This is a genomic window from Flavobacterium sp. 20NA77.7 (assembly GCF_031326205.1).
Classification (GTDB): Bacteria; Bacteroidota; Bacteroidia; order Flavobacteriales; family Flavobacteriaceae; genus Flavobacterium; species Flavobacterium nakdongensis.
Map to the genome: position 1 here is coordinate 31,130 of NZ_CP133721.1, position 21,403 is coordinate 52,532.

Sequence of the window (21,403 nt, forward strand, 5' to 3'; positions counted from 1 at the left end):
AAGCCTATGTACTTATTTTAAAAACGAATGAGCAGTTGTATCTTGATCGTCTTCGTTATTTTGTTTGAAAATTTGTAATTGTTTTACCCAATACCATGTCCAATAACAACAAATGCAAATGAAAATCCAGTTGATTAAGTTGGCACCCCACCAGTTAGTTAATTCCCATTCTCTAAATAGGTTCATAGGTAAGAAAAATATTTCTTCAAATAAGAATTGTATTCCTTCAAAAAATGCTTTCATTTTTTTTTAATTAAATTTACACTACAAAAATATAAAATATCTTTATGTTAGCAAGTCTTTTTAGTAAAACACGTCCATTTAATTATATAATTACGGGAATATTTTTCTGTATTGCATTTTTTCTTTACCAATTAGCTCTCGGAAATGTATTTTCTTCTTTGAGCGGGATGGGGCAAAATGCACTTGTTTTTTTAGTTTTAGTAGCTTCTTTTTTATTGGTTAATTTTATTTCATTAAGAAATGCATTAACAAAAAAAGATAATTATGCTGTTTTATTATATTTACTTTTAGTGCTTTTATTTCCGGCTATTTTTGTAAAAACAAAATTAATTGTAGCCAATCTTTTCATATTATTAGCGCTTCGAAGATTGGTTTCGTTGAAAACACTAAACGCACCAAAAGAAAAGATTTTTGACGCCTCTTTTTGGATATTTTTAGCCACTCTATTTCATTTTTGGAGTATAATATTTATCTTATTAGTTTTTATATCTATTGTTTTACATACCGGTAAAGACTATAAAAATTGGTTAATTCCATTTGTGTCTTGTTTTTGTGTATGGGTTTTGTATGTTTTTTTTAGTTTGTTTTTCTCAGGAAAGTATGAGTTAAATTTTCAAGAAATGATGCAACTGGATTTCAACTTCTCGGGTGTAAAAACTACAATGGAGCGAATGTCGTTAGGAGTATATGTTTCTATTTCTTTTTTGTTTTTTGTATCTCAAATTATTGACTACCAAAACAAGCCCTTAAACATGCAAACGTCTTTTAAACAAATATATTTTGCTTTTCTATTGAGTATAGTTGTTTACGTTTTGTCTGCACATAAAACAAATGATTTATTGGTGTTTTCTTTTGCACCCTTGGCAATTTTAGGGGCTAATATGTTTGAAAAAATGGAACGTTATGTGCTCAAAGAAATTTCTTTATATCTTTTAGTTTTAATAAGCGCTGTTGTTTTTGTATTACAATTATAGTTTTTCTCCATAGGCCAAATCACCAGCATCACCTAAACCCGGAATAATGTAATTTTTTTCATTTAATTTGTCGTCCAAGGAAGCCACCCACAAATGACAATTTGAAGGAAGGTTTTCTTGTAAATATTTTATACCTTCTGGTGCAGCTATTACTACTACAATATGAATTTCTTTTGGCTGTTGCTCCTTTAGAAGTTTTTCTAAAACAACTACTATAGATTGCCCTGTTGCTAACATGGGATCAACCAGAATTAAATTTTTATCTTTAAATGAAGGTGCGGCCTGGTATTCTACTAATATATCAAATTTATCATCATTGTTGTAGTGGTGTCTGTACGCAGACACAAATCCATTTTCAGCCTCATCAAAATAACTCATAAATCCGTGATGTAGCGATAGTCCTGCTCTTAAAATAGAACACAACACTATTGGAGATGTAATTTTTGAGGTTTCCTTTGTACCTAAAGGCGTGCTGATTGCACAAGCAGTATAATGTAGCGTCTTGCTTAATTCATAAGCCATTATTTCACCTATACGTTCCATGTTTTTTCTAAAACGCATACGGTCTTGCTGTACAGAAACGTCTCTAATTTGGGCTAAAAAATGATTTAAAACGCTGTTTTCCTCTGAAATATAATGAATGTGCATGGGATTTATTTTTATTTTCAGGATAAAAGTACAAAAAAATAGTACTTTTGTAATTACTTAAAAACAAATACTATGTTTGCCGAATTTGCATTTCCTATTTTTGAAGAAAGTATAAAAACCTATCATATACTTGACGACGTATATCAACCTGTTTTAAATCCTTATGAAAAAGGCTCTATCGAACATTTATTATTTGCTAAAAATTGGGTAGATACGGTGCAATGGCATTATGAAGATATTGTTAGAGATCCAAATATTGATCCGGTGGTAGCCTTAGATTTGAAACGAAAAATAGACGCTTCAAATCAAGTGCGTACAGATATGGTAGAATATATAGACAGTTATTTTTTAGACAAATACAAAAATGTTCAAGTAAAACCAAATGCTAAAATCAACACAGAGAGTCCGGCATGGGCAATTGACCGTTTGTCAATTTTGGCATTGAAAATTTATCACATGAATGAAGAGGCAACTCGAATTGAAGCAACGGCTGAACACCGAGCTAAATGTCAAGAAAAATTGAATGTATTACTAGATCAAAAAAGCGATATGTTTACTTCAATCAGTCAACTAATTGAAGATATTGAATCGGGTGACAAATACATGAAAGTGTACAAACAAATGAAAATGTACAACGACGAGGAGCTAAATCCGGTGTTGTATCAAAATAAAAAGTAGTTCTCATTTGATAGCTAAACCAAAACATATATTGCTAATAAGGCTTTCAGCCATGGGCGATGTCGCTATGACGGTTCCTGTGTTGAGAGCCTTAGTTTTACAATATCCCGAAGCAAAAGTCACCGTCGTATCCCGTCCCTTTTTTCAACCTTTTTTTGAAGGAATTCCAAATGTGAATTTCTTTGGCGTGGATTTGAAAGAACGACATAAAGGTTTTTTAGGTTTATTTCGATTGTTCTTCGATTTACGAAAATTAAATTGTGATGCGGTTGCCGATTTACACAATGTGCTTCGCTCGAAAGTAGTACGCACCCTATTTGCATTAAGTGGTAAAAAAGTGGCAGCGACAGACAAAGGCAGAGCCGAAAAGAAAGCATTAACCCGTTTAACTAAAAAAGTTTTTGCGCCAGTGAAGTCAATGGTTGAAAGACATGTTGAAGTGTTTGAAAAATTAGGTTTTCAACTAAATTTAAATTCTCCAACATTTCCAGAAAAAGCAGTTTTGTCTGAAGAAATACTAAAAATAACTGGAAAAAAAGAAGAAAATTGGATTGGAATAGCGCCTTTTGCTCAATATGAAAGCAAGGTCTATCCATTAGATTTAATGCAAGAGGTAATTGATGATTTAGCCGAAAATAAAAAGCATAAAATCTTCTTGTTTGGAGGAGGAACAACCGAAATTAACAAATTAAATCAATTGCAAAATAGACATGATAATGTAATTGTTGTTGCAGGAAAAGTAGCATTTAAAGAAGAAATACAATTAATTTCTAATTTAGATGTTATGCTTTCTATGGATTCAGGAAATGCGCATATTGCAGCGATGTTGGGCGTAAAAGTGATTACCCTTTGGGGCGCCACACATCCTTTTGCAGGATTTAAACCCTTTAACCAACCGGACGATTTTTGTTTAACCTCAGATAGAAGTAACTATCCGTTATTGCCAACCTCTGTTTATGGAAACAAACAAGTAAAGGGTTATGATGAGGTAATGCGAACGATTTTGCCTGAAAAAGTAATAAAAAAATTAGAAAAGGAACTGAACTAGTTTTTGTATTAACCATCAATTAGTTTAAATTCAGCATTTACAATTTTATCTTCTCTAATTTTAAAAGACCCAATATATGAATGTTCAGGACACCAATCTAAGTCTTTTACAAATGAAGTTTCATTGACATTTAAAATAAAGGTTTTGAAAGTTTTATCGCAAGAAATTTTCATTAAATCCCTAAATTCACAATCGAAACTTTCAAATAGAACTTCTTTTTCAAACGGTTTACCTTTTTTTAAATCTTCTATTTTAATGTCTTTTAAAAAATTTTCTAGAGTTTTATAACTAAAAGGAGTTTGTGATTCTCTGTTAAACTCATCAAATAAAATTTTAGTTTGAGAGCTGTTAAAATTTTGACTTGTACTAAAATTACAAGACAGCAAAAAAAGCGACAGAAAGAAGGTGAAAAGAAATCTATTATACATTATCAAAATCTATTTTAAGTGTTGTTGACGTTGGTACCGCTTGGCAAGACAATGTTAATCCCTCTGCAATTTCGTCATCTGTAAGAATTTGATTTTTCTTCATCGTAGCATTTCCATCTGTAATTTTACAAATACAACTGCTACAAATACCTCCTTGACAAGAATAAGGTACGTCTAGACCATGTTTTAAAGCCGCTTCTAGTACCGTTTGTTTTTGGCTCATTTCAAAAGTTGTTTCTTCTCCATCAACTAGTATAGTTACAGACGTATGTCCTTCTGTAGCAGGCTGGTTTTCTGGTGAAGGAGCCGTTCCAAATAGTTCAAATTTAATGTCTTTTTCAGACACATTGTTTTCTTTTAACACACCCGAAACAGTGTTAATCATTGCTTCTGGCCCACACAAGTAAAATGCGTCAAAAGAGGTTTCGGTGTGTTTGTTTTTTAATACTGCATTTACAACAGATTTATCAATTCTTCCAAAAAAAGTATCTGCAACATTTGCTTGACTGTACACAAAATGAACAAAAAAACGACCTAAATAATGTTGCTGTAGTTCAATTAATTCATCATGAAAAATGGTTTCTTCAGGTGTTTTGTTTCCATATGTTAACACAATGGTACTTTTAGGCTCTTCAAGTAAAATTGTTTTTAGTATAGAAAAAACGGGGGTAATTCCACTACCAGCAGCAAAAGCAGCATAATTTTTCTGAGCTTCAGGATATGGTGTAAAATTAAATTTACCCTCAGGAACACTTACCTCTACTAAATCTCCTACTTTCAATGTTTCGTTAGCAAATGTAGAAAACACACCTTTATTTACAGCTTTAATACCAATTTGTATTTTATTTTCTTTAGGAGCGGCACAGATAGAATACGCTCTTCGTAGTTCTTTCCCGTTAAGCGTTACCTTTAAGGTTACGTATTGTCCTGCTAAAAAAGAAAAGTTTTTTTCTAATGTTTCTGGCACATTAAACTGTATAGTAACTGCGTTTGGCGTTTCTCTTTTTATTTCTTGAATGGTGAGTTTGTAAAAATCCATTTTGTTTTTTATTCTGTAAACAACGCTTTTAATTCCGTTGCTTCGTTGGGTTTCATTTTTCCAGCTAAGACTAAGCTTAATTGTTTTCTTCGTAATGCTGCATCATAGCGTTGTTTTTCTAAATCGGTTTCAGGAATGATTGGCGGCACTGGAATAGGCCTTCCGGTTTCATCCACAGCAACAAATGTATAAATAGCTTCGTTCGCTTTATTTTTAATTCCTGATTCTCTGTCTTCAATCCAAACATCAATAAAAATTTCCATGGAAGTGTTGAAGGTTCTCGATACTTTAGATTCTACTGTAACCACACTTCCCAAAGGAATGGCTCTGTTGAACGCTACGTGATTAACAGAAGCGGTAACACAAATTCTACGAGAATGTCTTCTAGCGGTAATACTTGCCGCTCTATCCATACGAGCCAACAATTCTCCACCAAATAAATTATTCAATGGATTGGTTTCTCCGGGTAATACTAAATCGGTTAACGTGGTTACTGATTCTGAAGGAAATTTTGCTTGCATTCTTTTTTTTGCAAAGATAATAACACATTTATAAACAACACATAAAAAAATCCCAAAAAAGGGATTAATCTATAAGCAACCAGGCTTCTGTATGTTCGTCTTGTTTGATTTCTATTTTTAATTTTTGAGCTTCTTCTAGTTTCCTAAAACTACCAAAAGCAACAGGAATTAAGCCAAATCTATTTAAAGGAAGCGTGTGAGCATCATAACCTTTAGCCCTTAATTCAGCAACAACTTTTTTTGCATTGGCTTCATTTCTAAATGCACCAGCTATAATATGATAAGGTTTTACAGCTTCTTCTATAGTTAAATCAACGCCTGTAGAAGGGCTAGGAATAATAAAAGTCGCTTGTTGTATGGTTTGGTTCACTTTTTCTTGAACATTTTTTTGAACCAATTGGGTTTGTTGGTCAATTGTATAATCATAATACATTTTGTATCCATATGTTCCTGCTGTGGCAAAAAGAGCAACTGCAGCAGCATATTTTAACCAATTTGTATTTGGTTTGTGTGCAACAATTGTCACTTCTTCTTTCTCATTATCAACTAATGAAATAACTGGCGTTTCGTCTACGATTACTTTTTGTTCAACAGGTTGATGTTCTCTTTGAATTTCTGGCGAATTAAAACTAGCCAATCCAAAAGAATCTGTTAAATAATTGACAGCATGATTTGGCTTAAACACCAAATTATTTTCACTATTTACAAAAACATCACCTATATTTTCTAAAGAAATATTTTCTTTATTTTTTAGTTTTTCTTGCCAAAAATCAACTTGTATAGTAATTTTTGATAAAGCAGCGTCATAGCTTATGTTTTCCGATAAAGCAATGTGATTTGCTAACAAACCATCATTTGTTTTTATATTTGCATTGAAAGAAACAAGCTTTCTTGGCGGCGTAAATGAATTTTGGCCTTCACTAATTTGCGCAGATTGCCATTCACTTAAAAAAGCCCCAAAACCAGGCACGGTTACGCACTGGTGTCTATATAATAATGCGGCTATGTATTTTTCTGTTTTCATAGTTGAGCAAAATTAAATAAACAACGCTAAAAACAAAAATTTATTAACAAAATTTATTAACAATTAGGTTTAATTCTTAAAAATAGTTTTGGTTAAAAATTCAAAATGTATAATTTTGTAGTATTATTTATACGCCATGTTACATAACGATTTATTTTATACGCTCGCATTACTTAGAGTTGACGGCATTGGAGATGTTGTTGCAAAAAAATTAATTCATCATTTTGGTTCTGCCGAAGCGGTATTTAAAACCAAAAAAAAAGAGATTATAGCCATTGATGGGTTAGGCGAAATTCTTTTTAAGAACCTCCAACAAAAAGCCTGTTTTTCATTAGCTGAAAAAGAACTTCAATTTATTCAAAACGAAGACATTACACCGATTTATTATCACAACAATCTTTATCCCGAAAGATTAAAACACTGCTTTGATGCACCTATTCTTTTATTTCAAGCAGGAAATGTTGATGTTACAAAAAGAAAAATAATCAGCATTGTAGGTACGCGTCAAATTACAACTTATGGTACAGAAATGACTAAAAATATTATTGAAGATTTAGCTCCATTCAACCCTGTAATTGTAAGCGGTTTTGCTTATGGTGTTGATATCGTTGCACATCAGGCAGCTATCAACTATGGACTCCAAACAATAGGTGTTTTAGCGCACGGGTTAAATCAAATTTATCCTAAGTCGCATAAAAAATATTGCTCAAAAATGGAACAAAATGGCGGTTTTTTAACTGAGTTTTGGAGCACGTCTAATCCCGATAGAGAAAATTTTGTAAAACGAAACCGTATAGTAGCAGGCATGTCTGAAGCCACTTTGGTTGTCGAAAGCGCAGAAAAAGGAGGGTCTTTAATAACAGCACAATTAGCCAATGAATACAATAGAGATGTTTTTGCCGTTCCTGGAAGGTCTACAGACAAATTAAGTCAAGGGTGTAACAATTTAATTAAAACCCAACGCGCACATTTGCTTACTAGCGCAGCCGATTTAATTTATTTATTAAACTGGCAAAACGAAAAACAAGAGTTAAAACCTGTTCAAAAACAATTATTTGTTTCTCTTAATGAAGAGGAAACAAAAATATATGAATATTTACTTAAAAATGGAAAAGAACTATTGGATAGTATTGCGTTAAATTGTGATTTTCCTATTTATAAAATAGCTGCAATTTTAGTAAATATGGAATTGAAAGGCGTAATTCGTCCCTTACCAGGTAAATTTTTTGAAGCTATTTAAGATGTATAAATAAAGCCAACATTCGTTGGCTTTATTATAAAAGGTTTATAAAAACCCTAATTTTGTACGAACTCTATGCAACACTTCGTTAGCAACATGTTGGGCTTTTTGAGCACCTTCAATAAGTAGTTTATCTACTTCTTCTAAATGAGAAATATAGTGATTATAGCGTGCTCTTTCGTTTGCAAACTTTTCTACAAGTAATTCAAATAAAGCTTGTTTTGCATGGCCATAACCATAATTTCCCGCTTCATAATTAGCTCTCATGGATGTAATTTGGTTTTCTGTTGCCAGTAATTTATATAAAGCAAACACGTTGCAAGTATCTGGGTTTTTAGGGTCTTCTAAGGGCGTGCTGTCGGTTTCAATAGACATAATTTGTTTACGCAATGATTTATCGTCTGTAAAAATATTGATATAATTATTTCTCGACTTACTCATTTTTTGTCCATCAGTTCCTGGCACAATCATGCTATCTTTTTCGATTTTTGCTTCAGGTAGCACAAAAGTTTCTCCCATTTGATGATTAAATTTAGAAGCCACATCACGTGTAATTTCTAAATGTTGCAATTGGTCTTTGCCTACGGGCACAATTGTTGCATCATACAATAAAATATCTGCCGCCATAAGCATTGGGTAACTAAAAAGACCCGCATTCACATCTTCTAACCTGTCGGCTTTGTCTTTAAAAGAGTGCGCTAATGTTAACCGTTGAAAAGGAAAAAAACAACTCAAATACCAAGACAGTTCTGCAGTTTGTGGTACATCAGACTGACGGTAAAAGACAACTTTAGAAATGTCTAATCCACAAGCAAGCCAAGTAGCAGCAACACTATAGGTGTTTTCCCGAAGTGTTTTCCCATCTTTAATTTGTGTTACAGAATGCAAATCTGCAATAAATAAAAAAGATTCATTTTCTGCATGATTAGCCATTTGAATAGCAGGAATAATTGCACCTAATAAATTTCCTAAATGAGGTGTGCCTGTACTTTGTACGCCTGTTAAAATTCTCGACATTTTTATAAATTTTTTACAAAGGTAACTTTTTATGTGAAATGATTAAAATGTTTACCTAAAGAACCTTATTTCTACTACTACTATATAAAAACTAAATGTTAGGATAGAAATAGTATATTTGTTTTTCAAATTTGAGCACATGCAACTACTAAAATATCCGTTTTGGCTTTTCTATCGAATATGGTTTTATGTGTTGGTTTTATTACCAATAATTGTATTTTTTCCTTTAATTTTAATTACCATAAGTACGGAAAAAACATATCCTTATTTTTTTAAAATAGCTCGCATTTGGGCAAAGTTTATTCTAATAGGTATGGGCTTTGCTTATACTTTTGAAGGACAATTACATTTAGAAAAAAATAAAAGTTATATTTTTGTGGCCAATCACACCTCTATAACCGATGTTATGCTTATGCTTGTTGCAGTAAAGAATCATCCGTTTGTTTTTGTAGGGAAAAAGGAATTAGAGAACATTCCTCTGTTTGGATTTATTTATAAACGCGTTTGTATATTGGTAGATAGAGGAAATAGTAAAAGCAGATATGCCGTTTTTGAACGAGCCCAAAAGAGAATTAATCAAGGGTTAAGCATTTGTATTTTTCCCGAAGGAGGCGTTCCCGATGAAAGTATTGTTCTAGATGAATTTAAAGATGGCGCATTCCGAATTGCAATTGAACATCAAATTGCAATAGTACCAATGACTTTTTTTGATAATAAAAAACGATTTTCCTATACTTTCTTTAGTGGAAGTCCAGGTAAAATGAGGGTTAAAATTCATAAAGAAATTCCAACAGAAGGCATGAATTTAGCAGCTAAAAACACACTCAAAGAAATGGTTAGAAATTGTATTCTAAATGATTTATGTAAATTAGTTTAGAATTATTGCATTACCACAGGCCTTACAAGCTGTAAAAAAATATCGTTTCCATTAGTATCTTTACCCTGCCAAAACTTAAAAGTGTAATTTCCTATTTGAGTTGGATGAAAAATTAACGTTTCTTCTCTAGTTTCATTTGTTAACGTAGTGCAAGGCTGGTCTTCAATTACATAATTTTGGACAGCAATAGTTCTTGTTAAATCTAATTTTTCATAATAAAAACCATCAAAACCATAGCAAGTAGAAGGGCGATTGTATTGAACGTCTATTTCGTTATTTTCGAAAGCATATAGTGTATCTGGAATAGAAACATTGCTTATAGGCATTAATTCGAGATGTACACGCGGACCATCAGGTTCTTTGGTACAAGATATTGATGTCAAAACAATTAATAATAAAAAGGCAATTTTTTTCATAATTAAAAATTTTCTAATTGTGCTACGAATATAAAAAAAATCACGCATATAGCGTGATTTTTTTTAAACGTTTTGTTCTTTTAGTGTTTCTTTAATTTTTACTTCAAGCTCATCCATTAATTCTGGATTATCTTTTATTAAAAGTTTTACCGCGTCTCGCCCTTGACCTAGTTTTGTCTCGCCATAACTAAACCACGAACCACTTTTTTTGATAATTTCAAAATCAACAGCTAAATCTAAGACCTCTCCTACTTTAGAAACACCTTCTCCATACATAATATCAAATTCTGCCGTTCTAAATGGTGGAGCTACTTTATTTTTAACAATTTTCACTTTTGCACGGTTACCAATTACATGATCTCCGTCTTTAATTTGAGAAGATTTTCTAATATCTACCCTAACTGAAGCATAAAATTTCAACGCATTTCCTCCAGTTGTTGTTTCTGGATTACCAAACATAACCCCTATCTTGTCTCTTAATTGATTGATAAAAAACACGGTACAATTAGTTTTGTGAATGGTACCAGTCAGTTTTCTAAGCGCTTGAGACATTAAACGAGCGTGTAAGCCCATTTTGCTATCCCCCATGTCGCCTTCTATTTCGCTTTTAGGCGTTAAAGCAGCTACAGAATCAATTACAACAATATCTACAGCACCAGAACGAATCAAACTTTCTGTAATTTCTAATGCCTGTTCTCCGTTATCTGGTTGTGAAATAATTAAGTTATCAATATCAACACCTAATTTTTCTGCATAAAAACGATCAAAAGCATGTTCTGCATCAATAAACGCTGCAATTCCTCCTGCTTTCTGAGCTTCAGCAATGGCGTGTAAGGTTAACGTTGTTTTACCCGAAGATTCTGGACCATAGATTTCTACGATTCTTCCTTTAGGATAACCGCCTACCCCTAAAGCAAGGTCTAATCCTAATGAACCTGATGAAATGACTTCTACTTCTTCAACAGCACTATCGCCAAGTTTCATTACAGCACCTTTGCCATAAGTTTTATCTAGTTTGTCTAACGTTAATTGTAAGGCTTTTAATTTTGCATCTTTCTCTGAACTCATAATAATTGGCTTTAATAAATAATTAATATTTTGTAAAAATACTTATTTTTTTATTTGAAACAAAAAATGTTATCTTGTTTTAGCATCTGTTTTATTCTTTTTTAAAGTATTTTTTTACCTTTGCGACCTTGTTCTTCCATTTAGAGCAAAAAAGCTTGTAAAAAAGCAATCAATTTTTAATATATTTTCTCACTTAAACGTTTATAGCATGCAACTGTATAACACCTTAAGCGCAGAAGAAAGAAAAGAGCTAATTGATTTAGCCGGGAAACAACGTTTAACCTTGTCTTTCTATGCGTATGCCAAAATTGAAAACCCACAAAAATTTCGCGATGATTTATTCTTAGCTTGGAATGTACTTGATGCACTAGGCCGAATTTATGTTGCCCACGAAGGAATTAACGCCCAAATGAGTGTTCCTGCCGAAAACTTTGAAGCTTTTCGCGAAACTTTAGAAGCCTATGATTTCATGCGTGGCATTCGTTTGAATGTAGCGGTGGAACACGATGATCATTCTTTCCTAAAATTAACCATTAAAGTGCGTCATAAAATTGTAGCCGATGGACTAAATGATGAAACCTTTGATGTAACAAACATTGGCGTGCATTTGAAAGCAAAGGAATTCAATGAAATTTTAGATGACCCTAATACAATTGTAGTGGATTTTAGAAATCATTACGAAAGTGAAGTAGGTCATTTCACAGGAGCTATTACGCCTGATGTGGAAACTTTTAGAGAATCGTTGCCCATTATTAATGAGCAATTAAAAGATTTCAAAGAAGATAAAAATCTTGTCATGTACTGCACCGGAGGAATTAGATGTGAAAAAGCTTCCGCGTATTTTAAACACCAAGGGTTTAAAAATGTTTTTCAATTAGAAGGCGGAATCATCAACTATGCCAAACAAATTAAAGAAGAAGGATTAGAAAGTAAATTCATCGGAAAAAACTTTGTATTTGACCATAGATTGGGAGAAAGAATTACAGACGATATTGTTGCGCAATGTCATCAATGTGGGAAACCGTGCGACAATCACACGAATTGTTTAAATGACGGGTGTCATTTATTATTTATTCAATGTGACGAATGTAAAGCAGCTATGGAAAATTGTTGCTCAACTGAATGTCAAGAAATCACCCATTTACCTTTAGCCGAACAAGTAAAACTTCGTAGAGGCAAGCAAGTTGGCAACAAAGTATTCCGAAAAGGGAAATCTGAAAAATTGAAGTTTAAACACTCTGGTGAACTTTCAGATAAACCTTTGGCCAAAGCAACAACCGACATTCGTCAAAAAATTAAAAATAAAAAGGTAATCTTAGGAAAAGCACAACATTACTTTGTAAAAGCTAAAGTAGGAGTTTTTGAAATTGAAAATAACGAATTAAACTTAGGAGATACAATTTTAGTTTCAGGACCAACAACAGGAAACGAACAATTAATTGTAGAAAAAATGTTCGTAAATGGAACAGAAAGTAACGTTGCAAAAGCAGGCGATAAAATCACTATAATTTTACCATTTAGAGTCCGTTTATCAGATAAACTTTTTAAAATTTTGTCTTAAATACACGTATACAGAGAACAATTTTTTGATTACCAAAGTCTAAATAACTAAAAAACCTATTGAAATTTCAATGGGTTTTTTAGTTTACAAATACCATAAACAGCTTTTTTTCGTTATTTAATTTCATTGAAAAATACTATCTTTACCCTCTAAATAGAATTAGGAACAAGTAGTCTTGTTTAACACAAGATGATCAATATATATAATTATGGGATGTACAAGCTGTTCTACTGGTGGGTCGGGCTCACCAAAAGGATGTAAAAATAATGGGACTTGCGGCACCGATAGCTGCAATAAATTAACGGTTTTCGATTGGTTAACTAATATGACACTTCCAGGAGGTCAAGAACCTTTCAATTGTGTAGAAATTCGATTTAAAAACGGAAGAAAAGAGTTTTTTAGAAACAACGAAAAATTACAACTTGTAATTGGCGATGTCGTTGCTACTGAAGCTTCGTCTGGACATGATGTTGGTATAGTTTCTCTAACTGGTGAATTAGTCCGCGTACAAATGACCAAAAAGAAGGTTGATTTTAAAGGAGAGTTACCAAAAATTTACCGTAAAGCCACTCAAAAAGACATTGACATTTGGCATGATGTAAGAAACAAAGAAGAAGCAATTCAAGTAAGAGCGAGAGAATTAGCTATTGCTTTAAACCTTGAAATGAAGATTTCAGATATTGAATTTCAAGGAGACGGTTCTAAAGCTACTTTTTACTACACCGCAAACGACCGAGTTGATTTTCGTCAATTGATTAAAGACTATGCTGCCGAATTTAAAATTCGTATCGAAATGAAACAAGTCGGTTTCCGTCAGGAAGCAGCACGTTTAGGAGGAATTGGCTCTTGTGGGAGAGAATTGTGCTGTTCGTCTTGGTTAACAGATTTTAGAAGTGTAAATACTTCAGCAGCAAGATACCAACAATTATCCTTGAATCCGCAAAAATTAGCAGGACAATGTGGCAAACTAAAATGCTGTTTAAATTATGAACTAGACACTTATTTAGATGCGTTGAAAGGATTTCCAGATATGGAAACAAAACTTCAAACAGAAAACGGGGATGCTTATTGTCAAAAATTAGATATTTTTAAGGGGTTGACATGGTTTTCTTACGCGTCTAGCCCTGCCAATTGGCACGTTATAAAAGCTGAACAAGCTATGGAAATTGTAGCCTTAAACAAACAGGGTAAAAAAATTGCACAACTAGAAGATTATGTTTTTGAAACCACAACAACTAATCCAGAGCAAAATTTCCAAAATGTGGTAGGACAAGATAGCCTAACACGTTTTGACCAACCTAAAAAGAAAAACAAAAACAAAAAAAGAAGAAAACCTAGTAAAGATAGAAATGAATAAAATGTTTTCCAAAATAGCTTTTTTAGGCATTGTTTTTGTGTTGTTTTCTTGTGACAAACAACAAATATTCGATGAATATAGAGAATTTGATGGCACATGGAAAAAGAACGATAAGGCAAGTTTCACGTTTGAACAAAAAGATACGGTTTCAAAATATAATTTCTTTATTAACATTAGAAACAATAACGATTATCCGTACAATAATCTATTTGTCATCGCAAAACTCAATCAACCTAACGGAAAAATATTGGTAGATACGTTGGAATACCAAATGACTAATCCGGATGGTTCACTTTTAGGGGTTGGGTTTTCTGATATTAAAGAGAGTAAGTTGTGGTATAAAGAAAATTTTAGTTTTTCAAAAATGGGCACCTATACCGTTACCTTAGAACACGCATTAAGACAAACAGGAAAAGTAAGCGGATTAGAGGATTTAGAAGGGATTACAGAAGTTGGATTTAGAATTGAAAAAACAAAATAAGATATGGCTACTAAAAATAACAAAGTAGATTATTCAGATTACGTGAGAAGGTTTTGGAAACTATTCTTCTATTCTTTTGGAGGAGTATTTTTGTTTTTCTTACTAGCATCTTGGGGCTTTTTTGGTAAAATGCCTTCTTTCGACGAATTAGAAAATCCAGATACAAATATTGCTACAGAAATAATTTCTTCTGATGGAAAAACAATAGGAAAGTTCTATAAGGAGAACAGAACCCCTGTAAAATATGAAGATTTACCCCAACATTTAGTAAAAGCACTGGTTGCAACAGAAGATGAACGTTTTTATGAACACTCAGGAATTGATGCAAGAGGCACACTTAGAGCAGTAGCGAGTTTAGGAAGAGGCGGAGGTGCAAGTACAATTACACAGCAGTTAGCTAAAAACTTATTTCACGGTGAGGGGTCTAAATTTAGACTTTTTAGAATCATTCAAAAATGTAAAGAATGGATTATTTCTACCAAACTAGAAAGACAATACACCAAACAAGAAATTATCGCATTATACTTAAACAGAGTAGATTTTATAAATGGAGCTGTTGGGATTCGTTCGGCTGCTAAAATTTACATGAACAAAGAACCAAAAAACTTAACCATTGAAGAAAGTGCCTTGTTTGTAGGCATGTTAAAAAACCCTGCATTGTTTAACCCTACTAAAGAAAAAAGACGCGCTAAAGTTTTAAACCGAAGAAATACCGTTTTTGATCAAATGGTAAAAAATAAATTCATTACGCAAGAAATTGCCGAAGTATTAAAAAAACGACCAGTTAAAATTAATTTTAAGCCCGAAAGTCATTCAGAAGGAATGGCAACGTACTTCAGAGAATACATTCGTGAAGAATTAAAAGAATGGGTAAAAAACAACCCAAATGACGATGGTGATGAATATGATATTTATACAGATGGTTTAAAAATTTACACGACTATTGATTCTCGTATGCAACAATATGCAGAAGAAGCCGTGAGCGAACATTTGGCTAATTTGCAAAAAGAATTTTTTAGAAGACAAAAAGACAATCCAAACGCTCCGTTTTTAGACATTACGCCACAAGAGACAGATAAAATCATTAAACAAGCCATGAAAAATTCTGAAAGATGGCGTGTGATGAGCATTAACGGTAAAGAAGAATCTGAAATTGTCAAATCATTTGATGTGCCTACCAAGATGAAAGTTTTTACTTGGAAAGGCGAAAGAGACACCATCATGAAACCAAAAGATTCCATCTTGTATTACAAGCATTTTTTACAAGCAGGTATGATGGCTATGGAACCACAAACAGGTCATGTAAAAGCTTGGGTAGGAGGCATCAATTATAAATATTTCCAATACGACCATGTGGGCCAGGGAGCAAGACAAGTAGGATCTACGTTTAAACCATTTGTGTATGCAACCTGTATTGACCGATTAGGCAAATCACCTTGCGATATGGTGTTAGATGCGCCATATACAATTTTAAAAGGCGACAATAACGAAAAAGATTGGACACCAAAAAACTCAGATGGAAAATACAGAGGCTTAGTTACACTTAAAAAAGCATTAGCTAATTCAATAAATACTGTTTCAGCTCGTTTAATTCACGAAGTGGGCGCTCCGGCAGTTGTAGATATGGTTAAAAAATTAGGTGTTACGGCAAATGTACCAAATAGACCAGCAATTGCACTAGGCGCTGTAGAAATTACGGTTTCAGAAATGGTAGCAGCATTTAGTACTTTTGCAAATGAAGGGGTGTATATTAAACCACAATTAATTACGCGTATTGAAGATAAGAATGGTGTAGTAATTTATCAAGCAACTCCAGAATCTCACGATGTAGTAAACAAAGACGTGGCTTATTCTGTAATAAAATTAATGGAAGGCGTTACCGAGTCTGGAACAGGTTCGCGTTTACGTTGGGCAGCTTCTTCGCCATCAAATTTCTTAACAGGTGTGCCTTATAATATTAGAGGACCAGTAGCAGGAAAAACAGGAACATCACAAAACAACTCAGACGGATGGTTTATTGGTATGGTACCAAATTTAGCCGCTGGGGTATGGGTAGGAAACGAAGATCGATCAGCACATTTTAAAGAAACTCATATGGGGCAAGGAGCCACGATGGCCTTACCTATTTATGGAATTTTTATGAGAAAATGTTATGCAGATACAAGTTTAAAAGTTTCCAATCAACCTTTTGAACGACCAGAAAATCTTTCTATACAAGTAGATTGTAAATCAAGCCCTGTTTCAAATGATTCTACAGCAGTAGACTCTACAGGCGCACCAATTGACGCACAACCCGACGCAAATGAATTAGGATTAGATTAAAAATATGATTTCAAGAAAAGTAAACAACGTAAAAGAAGCTTTAGAAGGCATTCAAGATGGCATGACTATTATGTTAGGCGGTTTTGGTCTTTGTGGTATTCCAGAAAATAGTATAGCCGAATTAGTAGCCAAAAATGTTACCAATTTAACCTGTATTTCAAACAATGCAGGCGTAGATGATTTCGGATTGGGATTATTGCTACAAAAGCGTCAAATTAAGAAAATGATTTCTTCTTATGTAGGTGAAAATGCCGAATTTGAACGTCAAATGCTTTCAGGCGAATTAGATGTAGAATTAACACCACAAGGAACGTTAGCTGAAAAATGCCGCGCTGCACAAGCCGGAATTCCTGCGTTTTTTACACCAGCAGGTTTTGGAACAGAAGTTGCCGAAGGGAAAGAAACACGCGAATTCAACGGAAAAATGCACGTAATGGAGTTGGCCTACAAAGCCGATTTTTCTATCGTAAAAGCTTGGAAAGGCGACGAAGCAGGAAATCTTGTTTTCAAAGGAACCGCTCGTAACTTTAATGCACCAATGGCTGGAGCCGCTAAAATTACAATTGCTGAGGTAGAAGAATTAGTCCCAGCTGGAACATTAGATCCAAATGAAATTCATATCCCAGGAATTATGGTAAATCGTATTTTTCAAGGGGAAAAATTTGAAAAAAGAATTGAGCAAAGAACAGTTAGACAAAAGTAATCAGTATTCAGTTTTTAGTGCTCAGTAAAAGAAAAAATTATGTTATCAAAAGAAGATATAGCTAAGCGAATCGCTAAAGAAGTAAAAGACGGGTATTACGTAAATTTAGGAATTGGAATACCGACGCTTGTTGCGAATTATGTTCGAACGGATATTTCGGTCGAATTTCAATCAGAAAATGGGGTTTTAGGCATGGGTCCGTTTCCTTTTGAAGGAGAAGAAGATGCCGACATTATCAACGCAGGAAAACAAACGATTACTACATTGCCAGGAGCAAGTTTCTTTGATTCTGCTTTTAGTTTCGGAATGATTCGCGCACAAAAAGTAGATTTAACGATTTTAGGTGCGATGGAAGTTTCTGAAAAGGGCGATATTGCCAACTGGAAAATTCCAGGAAAAATGGTAAAAGGAATGGGTGGTGCTATGGATTTAGTAGCTTCGGCTGAAAATATTATCGTTGCTATGACGCACGTAAATAAAGCAGGCGAATCAAAAATCTTAAAGCAATGCACACTACCTTTAACTGGTGTAGGCTGTGTGAAAAAAGTAGTTACCGAATTAGCTGTTTTAGAAGTAACACCTAAAGGATTTAAATTATTAGAACGTGCACCAGGCGTTTCAGTAGAAGACATCATTAAAGCCACAGAAGCTGACTTAATCATTGAAGGAAACATTCCGGAAATGAGTATATAATTAATCAAATCTTTTCATTTTCAATCTAATGTCATTTCGATGCGCTTTGCGAGGAGAAATCACATATCGTTAAAGATTATGAGATTTCTCACTTTGTTCGAAATGACAATAAAAACAATACCCGTCTTAAAAATAAAATGAGAGCAAAAGTAATTCTAAAATCAGGTAAAGAAAAATCGATACAACGTCGCCACCCATGGATTTTCAGCGGTGCGGTGTATGGCGTGAGTCGTGAAATAAACGACGGCGAAATGGTAGATGTAGTCGATTCGCAAAACAATCATTTAGGCACTGGTTATTTCAGCGATAAAGGAAGTATTGTGGTCCGAATTTTGACGTTTGCTACGGAAACTTTTTCTGATAGCTTTTGGGCAGACAAACTACAATCGGCTTGGAAATTACGTTTAAAATTATTGAATTTAGAAGTTACAAATGCGTTCCGAGTAATCCACGGAGAAGGCGATGGTGTTCCGGGGTTAATAATTGATTATTACGATAAAAACTGGGTTATTCAAGCCCATTCTACTGGTATTTTTCTTCAAATGGAACAAATCGCTAAAGCCATACAAGCTAATTTTTCGGCGTATTGCGAAACTATTTATTGTAAAAGTTCAGGAACGTTACCGAATACCGGAACCGATTATTTCTTGTTCGGAACCAAAGCCGAAACCGTTGCCAAAGAGAACAACATTTTGTTTTCGGTAAATTGGGTAGAAGGTCAAAAAACAGGTTTCTTCTTGGACCAACGTGAAAATCGAAAATTATTAGGCGAATTCTCAAAAGGCAAAAAAGTATTAAATACGTTTTGTTACACAGGCGGATTTTCCATTTATGCCATGAATGCTGGAGCTGAATTAGTTACTTCAGTTGATATTTCTCAAAAGGCAGTAGATTTAGCAGCAAGTAATATGGAATTGAATTTTCCAAACGCTAATCATAAAGCAGTAGCTGACGACGTGTTCAACTTTATGAAAGAACACACGCAGCAATACGACGTGATTGTATTAGATCCGCCCGCTTTCGCGAAAAGCATCAAAAGCAAGCATACCGCAACACAAGCCTACAAACGTTTAAATATAGCAGGATTAAAAGCCTTAGCACCTAACGGAATTTTATTTACATTTTCGTGCTCACAAGTGATTGACGATGTGTTGTTTTACAACACCGTTGCCGCAGCTGCCATAGAAACCGGCAGAAACATCAGAGTATTACACAAATTAGAGCAAGGACCCGACCATCCAACGAATATTTACCACCCAGAAGGGCATTATTTGAAGGGATTGGTGTTGTTTGTGGAGTAGGTTTTGTTTGTGGAGTTCATAACTAGTTTAACATCTTGCAAGGTCTTTTTTTCACCTTGGAGGTATCCATAAAATAAAAAACCTGCGAGTTTATCACTTACAGGTTTTCTTTTTTCTTGCTTCTTTTCTCTTTATTCTTAATGACTCAATGCCGAGAAGAAATCGTTCCCTTTATCATCTGTAATAATAAACGCTGGGAAATCTTTCACGGTTATTTTACGAACGGCTTCCATGCCTAATTCTTCAAAATCAACCACTTCTACCGATAAGATATTTTCTTTCGCTAAAATGGCAGCAGGACCTCCAATAGAACCTAAGTAGAAGCCTCCATATTTCTTACATGCATTCATTACGTCTTTGCTTCGGTTTCCTTTGGCTAACATGATCATGCTTCCACCAGCTGCTTGGAATTCGTCTACATACACGTCCATTCTTCCTGCGGTAGTTGGCCCAAAACTTCCTGAAGGCATACCGTCTGGAGTTTTTGCTGGACCTGCGTAATATACTGGATGATTTTTGAAATACGCTGGCATTGGTTTTCCAGCGTCTAATAATTCTTTGATTTTTGCATGCGCAATATCACGAGCTACAATTAACGTTCCGTTTAATTTCAAACGGGTTTTGATTGGGTATTTAGATAACTCTGCTAAAATCTCTGGCATCGGTCTATTCAAATCAATTTCAACTGCTGGCTCTAAATGAGGTGCCGTTGCAGGTAAAAACTGACCTGGATTGGTTTCTAATTGTTCTAAGAAAATTCCATCTTTCGTGATTTTTCCTTTGATATTTCTATCTGCCGAACAAGAAACGCCCATTCCCACCGGGCAAGAAGCTGCGTGACGAGGTAAACGAATGACACGTACATCATGTGTTAAATATTTTCCGCCAAATTGTGCTCCTATTTGACTTTCTTGACAAATGATTTGTATTCTTTTTTCCCATTCTAAATCACGAAATGCCTGACCCGACATATTTCCAGTAGTGGGAAGGTTGTCATAATATCCAGCGGATGCTTTTTTCACAGCTGCTAAATTCGCTTCCGCAGAAGTTCCACCGATAACGATAGCCAAATGGTACGGAGGACAAGCCGCTGTTCCTAAATCCATAATGCGCTCACGAACAAATTCGTCTAACGATTTTTCATTTAACAACGATTTGGTCTTTTGATATAAAAACGTTTTGTTCGCCGAACCCCCACCTTTTGTTAAAAATAAAAATTCATACGAATTTCCTTTTTTCGCATAAATATCAATTTGTGCGGGTAAATTGGAACCTGAATTTTTCTCTTCAAACATCGAAATCGGAACAATTTGCGAGTAACGAAGATTTTTATTTTGGTATGTATTGAAAATCCCTTTTGATAACCATTCGCCATCATCAACTCCCGTATACACATTTTCTCCTTTTTTAGCCACTACAATAGCTGTTCCGGTGTCTTGACAAGAAGGTAATTGCCTTTCAATTGCCACAGCTGCATTTTGTAATAAGTTGTAGGCTACAAAACGATCATTGTCTGTTGCTTCTGGGTCTTCGATAATGTTTCTTAATTTTTGCAAATGGGATGAACGCAACATAAACGAAACGTCGTCCATGGCTTCTTGCGCTAATAGTTCTAATCCTTTTGGGTCAACCACTAAGATTTCTCTGTCGCCAAGTTGCTCAATTTTTACAAAATCTGAAGTCAATTTTTTGTATTCCGTATCGTCTTTTAGAATTGGATACGGATCTTGATATAAAAAGTCCATTATGTGTGTGTTTTGAAAG

The 21,403-nt window shown here is 34.1% G+C and carries 22 protein-coding genes; 12 read left to right on the forward strand and 10 right to left on the reverse strand.

Annotated features, from left to right (window positions below; genetic code table 11):
* Positions 1-12: 12 nt before the first annotated feature.
* Entirely contained in the window at positions 13-243 is a 231-nt protein-coding gene (locus tag RF683_RS00150; RefSeq protein WP_298661038.1) for a DUF6341 family protein, read from the reverse strand.
* A gap of 44 nt (positions 244-287) precedes the next feature.
* On the opposite strand from RF683_RS00150, the gene RF683_RS00155 reads away from it, so the two are divergent.
* Positions 288-1,217, forward strand: a complete 930-nt coding sequence (locus RF683_RS00155) for a DUF6427 family protein (protein ID WP_309532222.1) — start codon at positions 288-290, stop codon at positions 1,215-1,217.
* Here RF683_RS00155 and upp read toward each other — a convergent pair.
* A complete protein-coding gene (gene upp / locus RF683_RS00160; protein WP_309532223.1) occupies positions 1,212-1,865 on the reverse strand; it encodes a uracil phosphoribosyltransferase in 654 nt (217 codons plus the stop codon). The genes RF683_RS00155 and upp overlap by 6 nt on opposite strands.
* Positions 1,866-1,937: 72 nt before the next feature.
* Here upp and RF683_RS00165 point away from each other — a divergent pair, with 72 nt between their 5' ends.
* Both RF683_RS00165 and RF683_RS00170 read left to right on the forward strand, forming a co-directional pair.
* Positions 1,938-2,543 (forward strand): DUF4254 domain-containing protein, encoded by a 606-nt coding sequence (locus tag RF683_RS00165; RefSeq protein WP_309532224.1) that lies wholly within the window; start codon positions 1,938-1,940, stop codon positions 2,541-2,543.
* A gap of 10 nt (positions 2,544-2,553) precedes the next feature.
* On the forward strand, positions 2,554-3,591 hold the full coding sequence (locus tag RF683_RS00170) for a glycosyltransferase family 9 protein (protein ID WP_309533172.1): 1,038 nt from the start codon (positions 2,554-2,556) through the stop codon (positions 3,589-3,591).
* An 8-nt stretch (positions 3,592-3,599) separates the two neighbouring features.
* Here RF683_RS00170 and RF683_RS00175 read toward each other — a convergent pair whose 3' ends face one another.
* The 4 genes from RF683_RS00175 to RF683_RS00190 all read right to left on the reverse strand — a co-directional run bounded on the left by RF683_RS00175 (position 3,600) and on the right by RF683_RS00190 (position 6,603).
* Complete coding sequence (locus tag RF683_RS00175; protein WP_309532225.1) at positions 3,600-4,019, reverse strand: hypothetical protein; 420 nt, start codon at positions 4,017-4,019, stop codon at positions 3,600-3,602.
* A complete protein-coding gene (locus RF683_RS00180) occupies positions 4,012-5,058 on the reverse strand; it encodes a ferredoxin--NADP reductase (RefSeq protein WP_309532226.1) in 1,047 nt (348 codons plus the stop codon). The genes RF683_RS00175 and RF683_RS00180 overlap by 8 nt, the downstream gene beginning before the upstream one ends.
* Positions 5,059-5,066: 8 nt before the next feature.
* Positions 5,067-5,579 carry an acyl-CoA thioesterase gene (locus RF683_RS00185; protein WP_309532227.1) on the reverse strand — a complete coding sequence of 171 codons (513 nt, stop codon included), beginning with the start codon at positions 5,577-5,579 and terminating at the stop codon, positions 5,067-5,069.
* Between the two features lie 64 nt (positions 5,580-5,643).
* Entirely contained in the window at positions 5,644-6,603 is a 960-nt protein-coding gene (locus RF683_RS00190) for an HU domain-containing protein (protein WP_309532228.1), read from the reverse strand.
* A gap of 136 nt (positions 6,604-6,739) precedes the next feature.
* On the opposite strand from RF683_RS00190, the gene dprA reads away from it, so the two are divergent.
* Positions 6,740-7,843 carry a DNA-processing protein DprA gene (dprA, locus tag RF683_RS00195; RefSeq protein WP_309532229.1) on the forward strand — a complete coding sequence of 368 codons (1,104 nt, stop codon included), beginning with the start codon at positions 6,740-6,742 and terminating at the stop codon, positions 7,841-7,843.
* 45 nt (positions 7,844-7,888) lie between these two features.
* Here the strand turns inward: dprA and trpS are convergent, their stop codons facing one another.
* Positions 7,889-8,860, reverse strand: a complete 972-nt coding sequence (trpS, locus tag RF683_RS00200; protein ID WP_309532230.1) for a tryptophan--tRNA ligase — start codon at positions 8,858-8,860, stop codon at positions 7,889-7,891.
* A gap of 139 nt (positions 8,861-8,999) precedes the next feature.
* Between trpS and RF683_RS00205 the strand changes: the two genes are divergently transcribed.
* On the forward strand, positions 9,000-9,737 hold the full coding sequence (locus tag RF683_RS00205; protein WP_309532231.1) for a lysophospholipid acyltransferase family protein: 738 nt from the start codon (positions 9,000-9,002) through the stop codon (positions 9,735-9,737).
* Positions 9,738-9,739: 2 nt separating this feature from the next.
* On the opposite strand, the gene RF683_RS00210 is transcribed toward RF683_RS00205, so the two are convergent.
* A complete protein-coding gene (locus RF683_RS00210; RefSeq protein ID WP_309532232.1) occupies positions 9,740-10,153 on the reverse strand; it encodes a hypothetical protein in 414 nt (137 codons plus the stop codon).
* A gap of 63 nt (positions 10,154-10,216) precedes the next feature.
* A complete protein-coding gene (gene recA / locus RF683_RS00215; protein WP_298654961.1) occupies positions 10,217-11,221 on the reverse strand; it encodes a recombinase RecA in 1,005 nt (334 codons plus the stop codon).
* A 208-nt stretch (positions 11,222-11,429) separates the two neighbouring features.
* Here recA and trhO point away from each other — a divergent pair, with 208 nt between their 5' ends.
* The 7 genes from trhO to RF683_RS00250 all read left to right on the forward strand — a co-directional run bounded on the left by trhO (position 11,430) and on the right by RF683_RS00250 (position 19,639).
* Complete coding sequence (gene trhO / locus RF683_RS00220) at positions 11,430-12,782, forward strand: oxygen-dependent tRNA uridine(34) hydroxylase TrhO (RefSeq protein ID WP_309532233.1); 1,353 nt, start codon at positions 11,430-11,432, stop codon at positions 12,780-12,782.
* Between the two features lie 208 nt (positions 12,783-12,990).
* Positions 12,991-14,139 carry a PSP1 domain-containing protein gene (locus tag RF683_RS00225; RefSeq protein ID WP_309532234.1) on the forward strand — a complete coding sequence of 383 codons (1,149 nt, stop codon included), beginning with the start codon at positions 12,991-12,993 and terminating at the stop codon, positions 14,137-14,139.
* Position 14,140: 1 nt separating this feature from the next.
* Positions 14,141-14,620 carry a gliding motility lipoprotein GldH gene (locus RF683_RS00230; protein ID WP_309532235.1) on the forward strand — a complete coding sequence of 160 codons (480 nt, stop codon included), beginning with the start codon at positions 14,141-14,143 and terminating at the stop codon, positions 14,618-14,620.
* Positions 14,621-14,623: 3 nt separating this feature from the next.
* Positions 14,624-16,942, forward strand: a complete 2,319-nt coding sequence (locus RF683_RS00235; RefSeq protein ID WP_309532236.1) for a penicillin-binding protein 1A — start codon at positions 14,624-14,626, stop codon at positions 16,940-16,942.
* 4 nt (positions 16,943-16,946) lie between these two features.
* Entirely contained in the window at positions 16,947-17,645 is a 699-nt protein-coding gene (locus RF683_RS00240) for a CoA transferase subunit A (protein ID WP_309532237.1), read from the forward strand.
* Between the two features lie 39 nt (positions 17,646-17,684).
* Positions 17,685-18,338 carry a CoA transferase subunit B gene (locus tag RF683_RS00245; RefSeq protein ID WP_309532238.1) on the forward strand — a complete coding sequence of 218 codons (654 nt, stop codon included), beginning with the start codon at positions 17,685-17,687 and terminating at the stop codon, positions 18,336-18,338.
* Between the two features lie 137 nt (positions 18,339-18,475).
* Complete coding sequence (locus RF683_RS00250; protein WP_309532239.1) at positions 18,476-19,639, forward strand: class I SAM-dependent rRNA methyltransferase; 1,164 nt, start codon at positions 18,476-18,478, stop codon at positions 19,637-19,639.
* A 137-nt stretch (positions 19,640-19,776) separates the two neighbouring features.
* On the opposite strand, the gene RF683_RS00255 is transcribed toward RF683_RS00250, so the two are convergent.
* A complete protein-coding gene (locus RF683_RS00255) occupies positions 19,777-21,384 on the reverse strand; it encodes a fumarate hydratase (RefSeq protein WP_309532240.1) in 1,608 nt (535 codons plus the stop codon).
* Between the last annotated feature and the right edge of the window lie 19 nt (positions 21,385-21,403).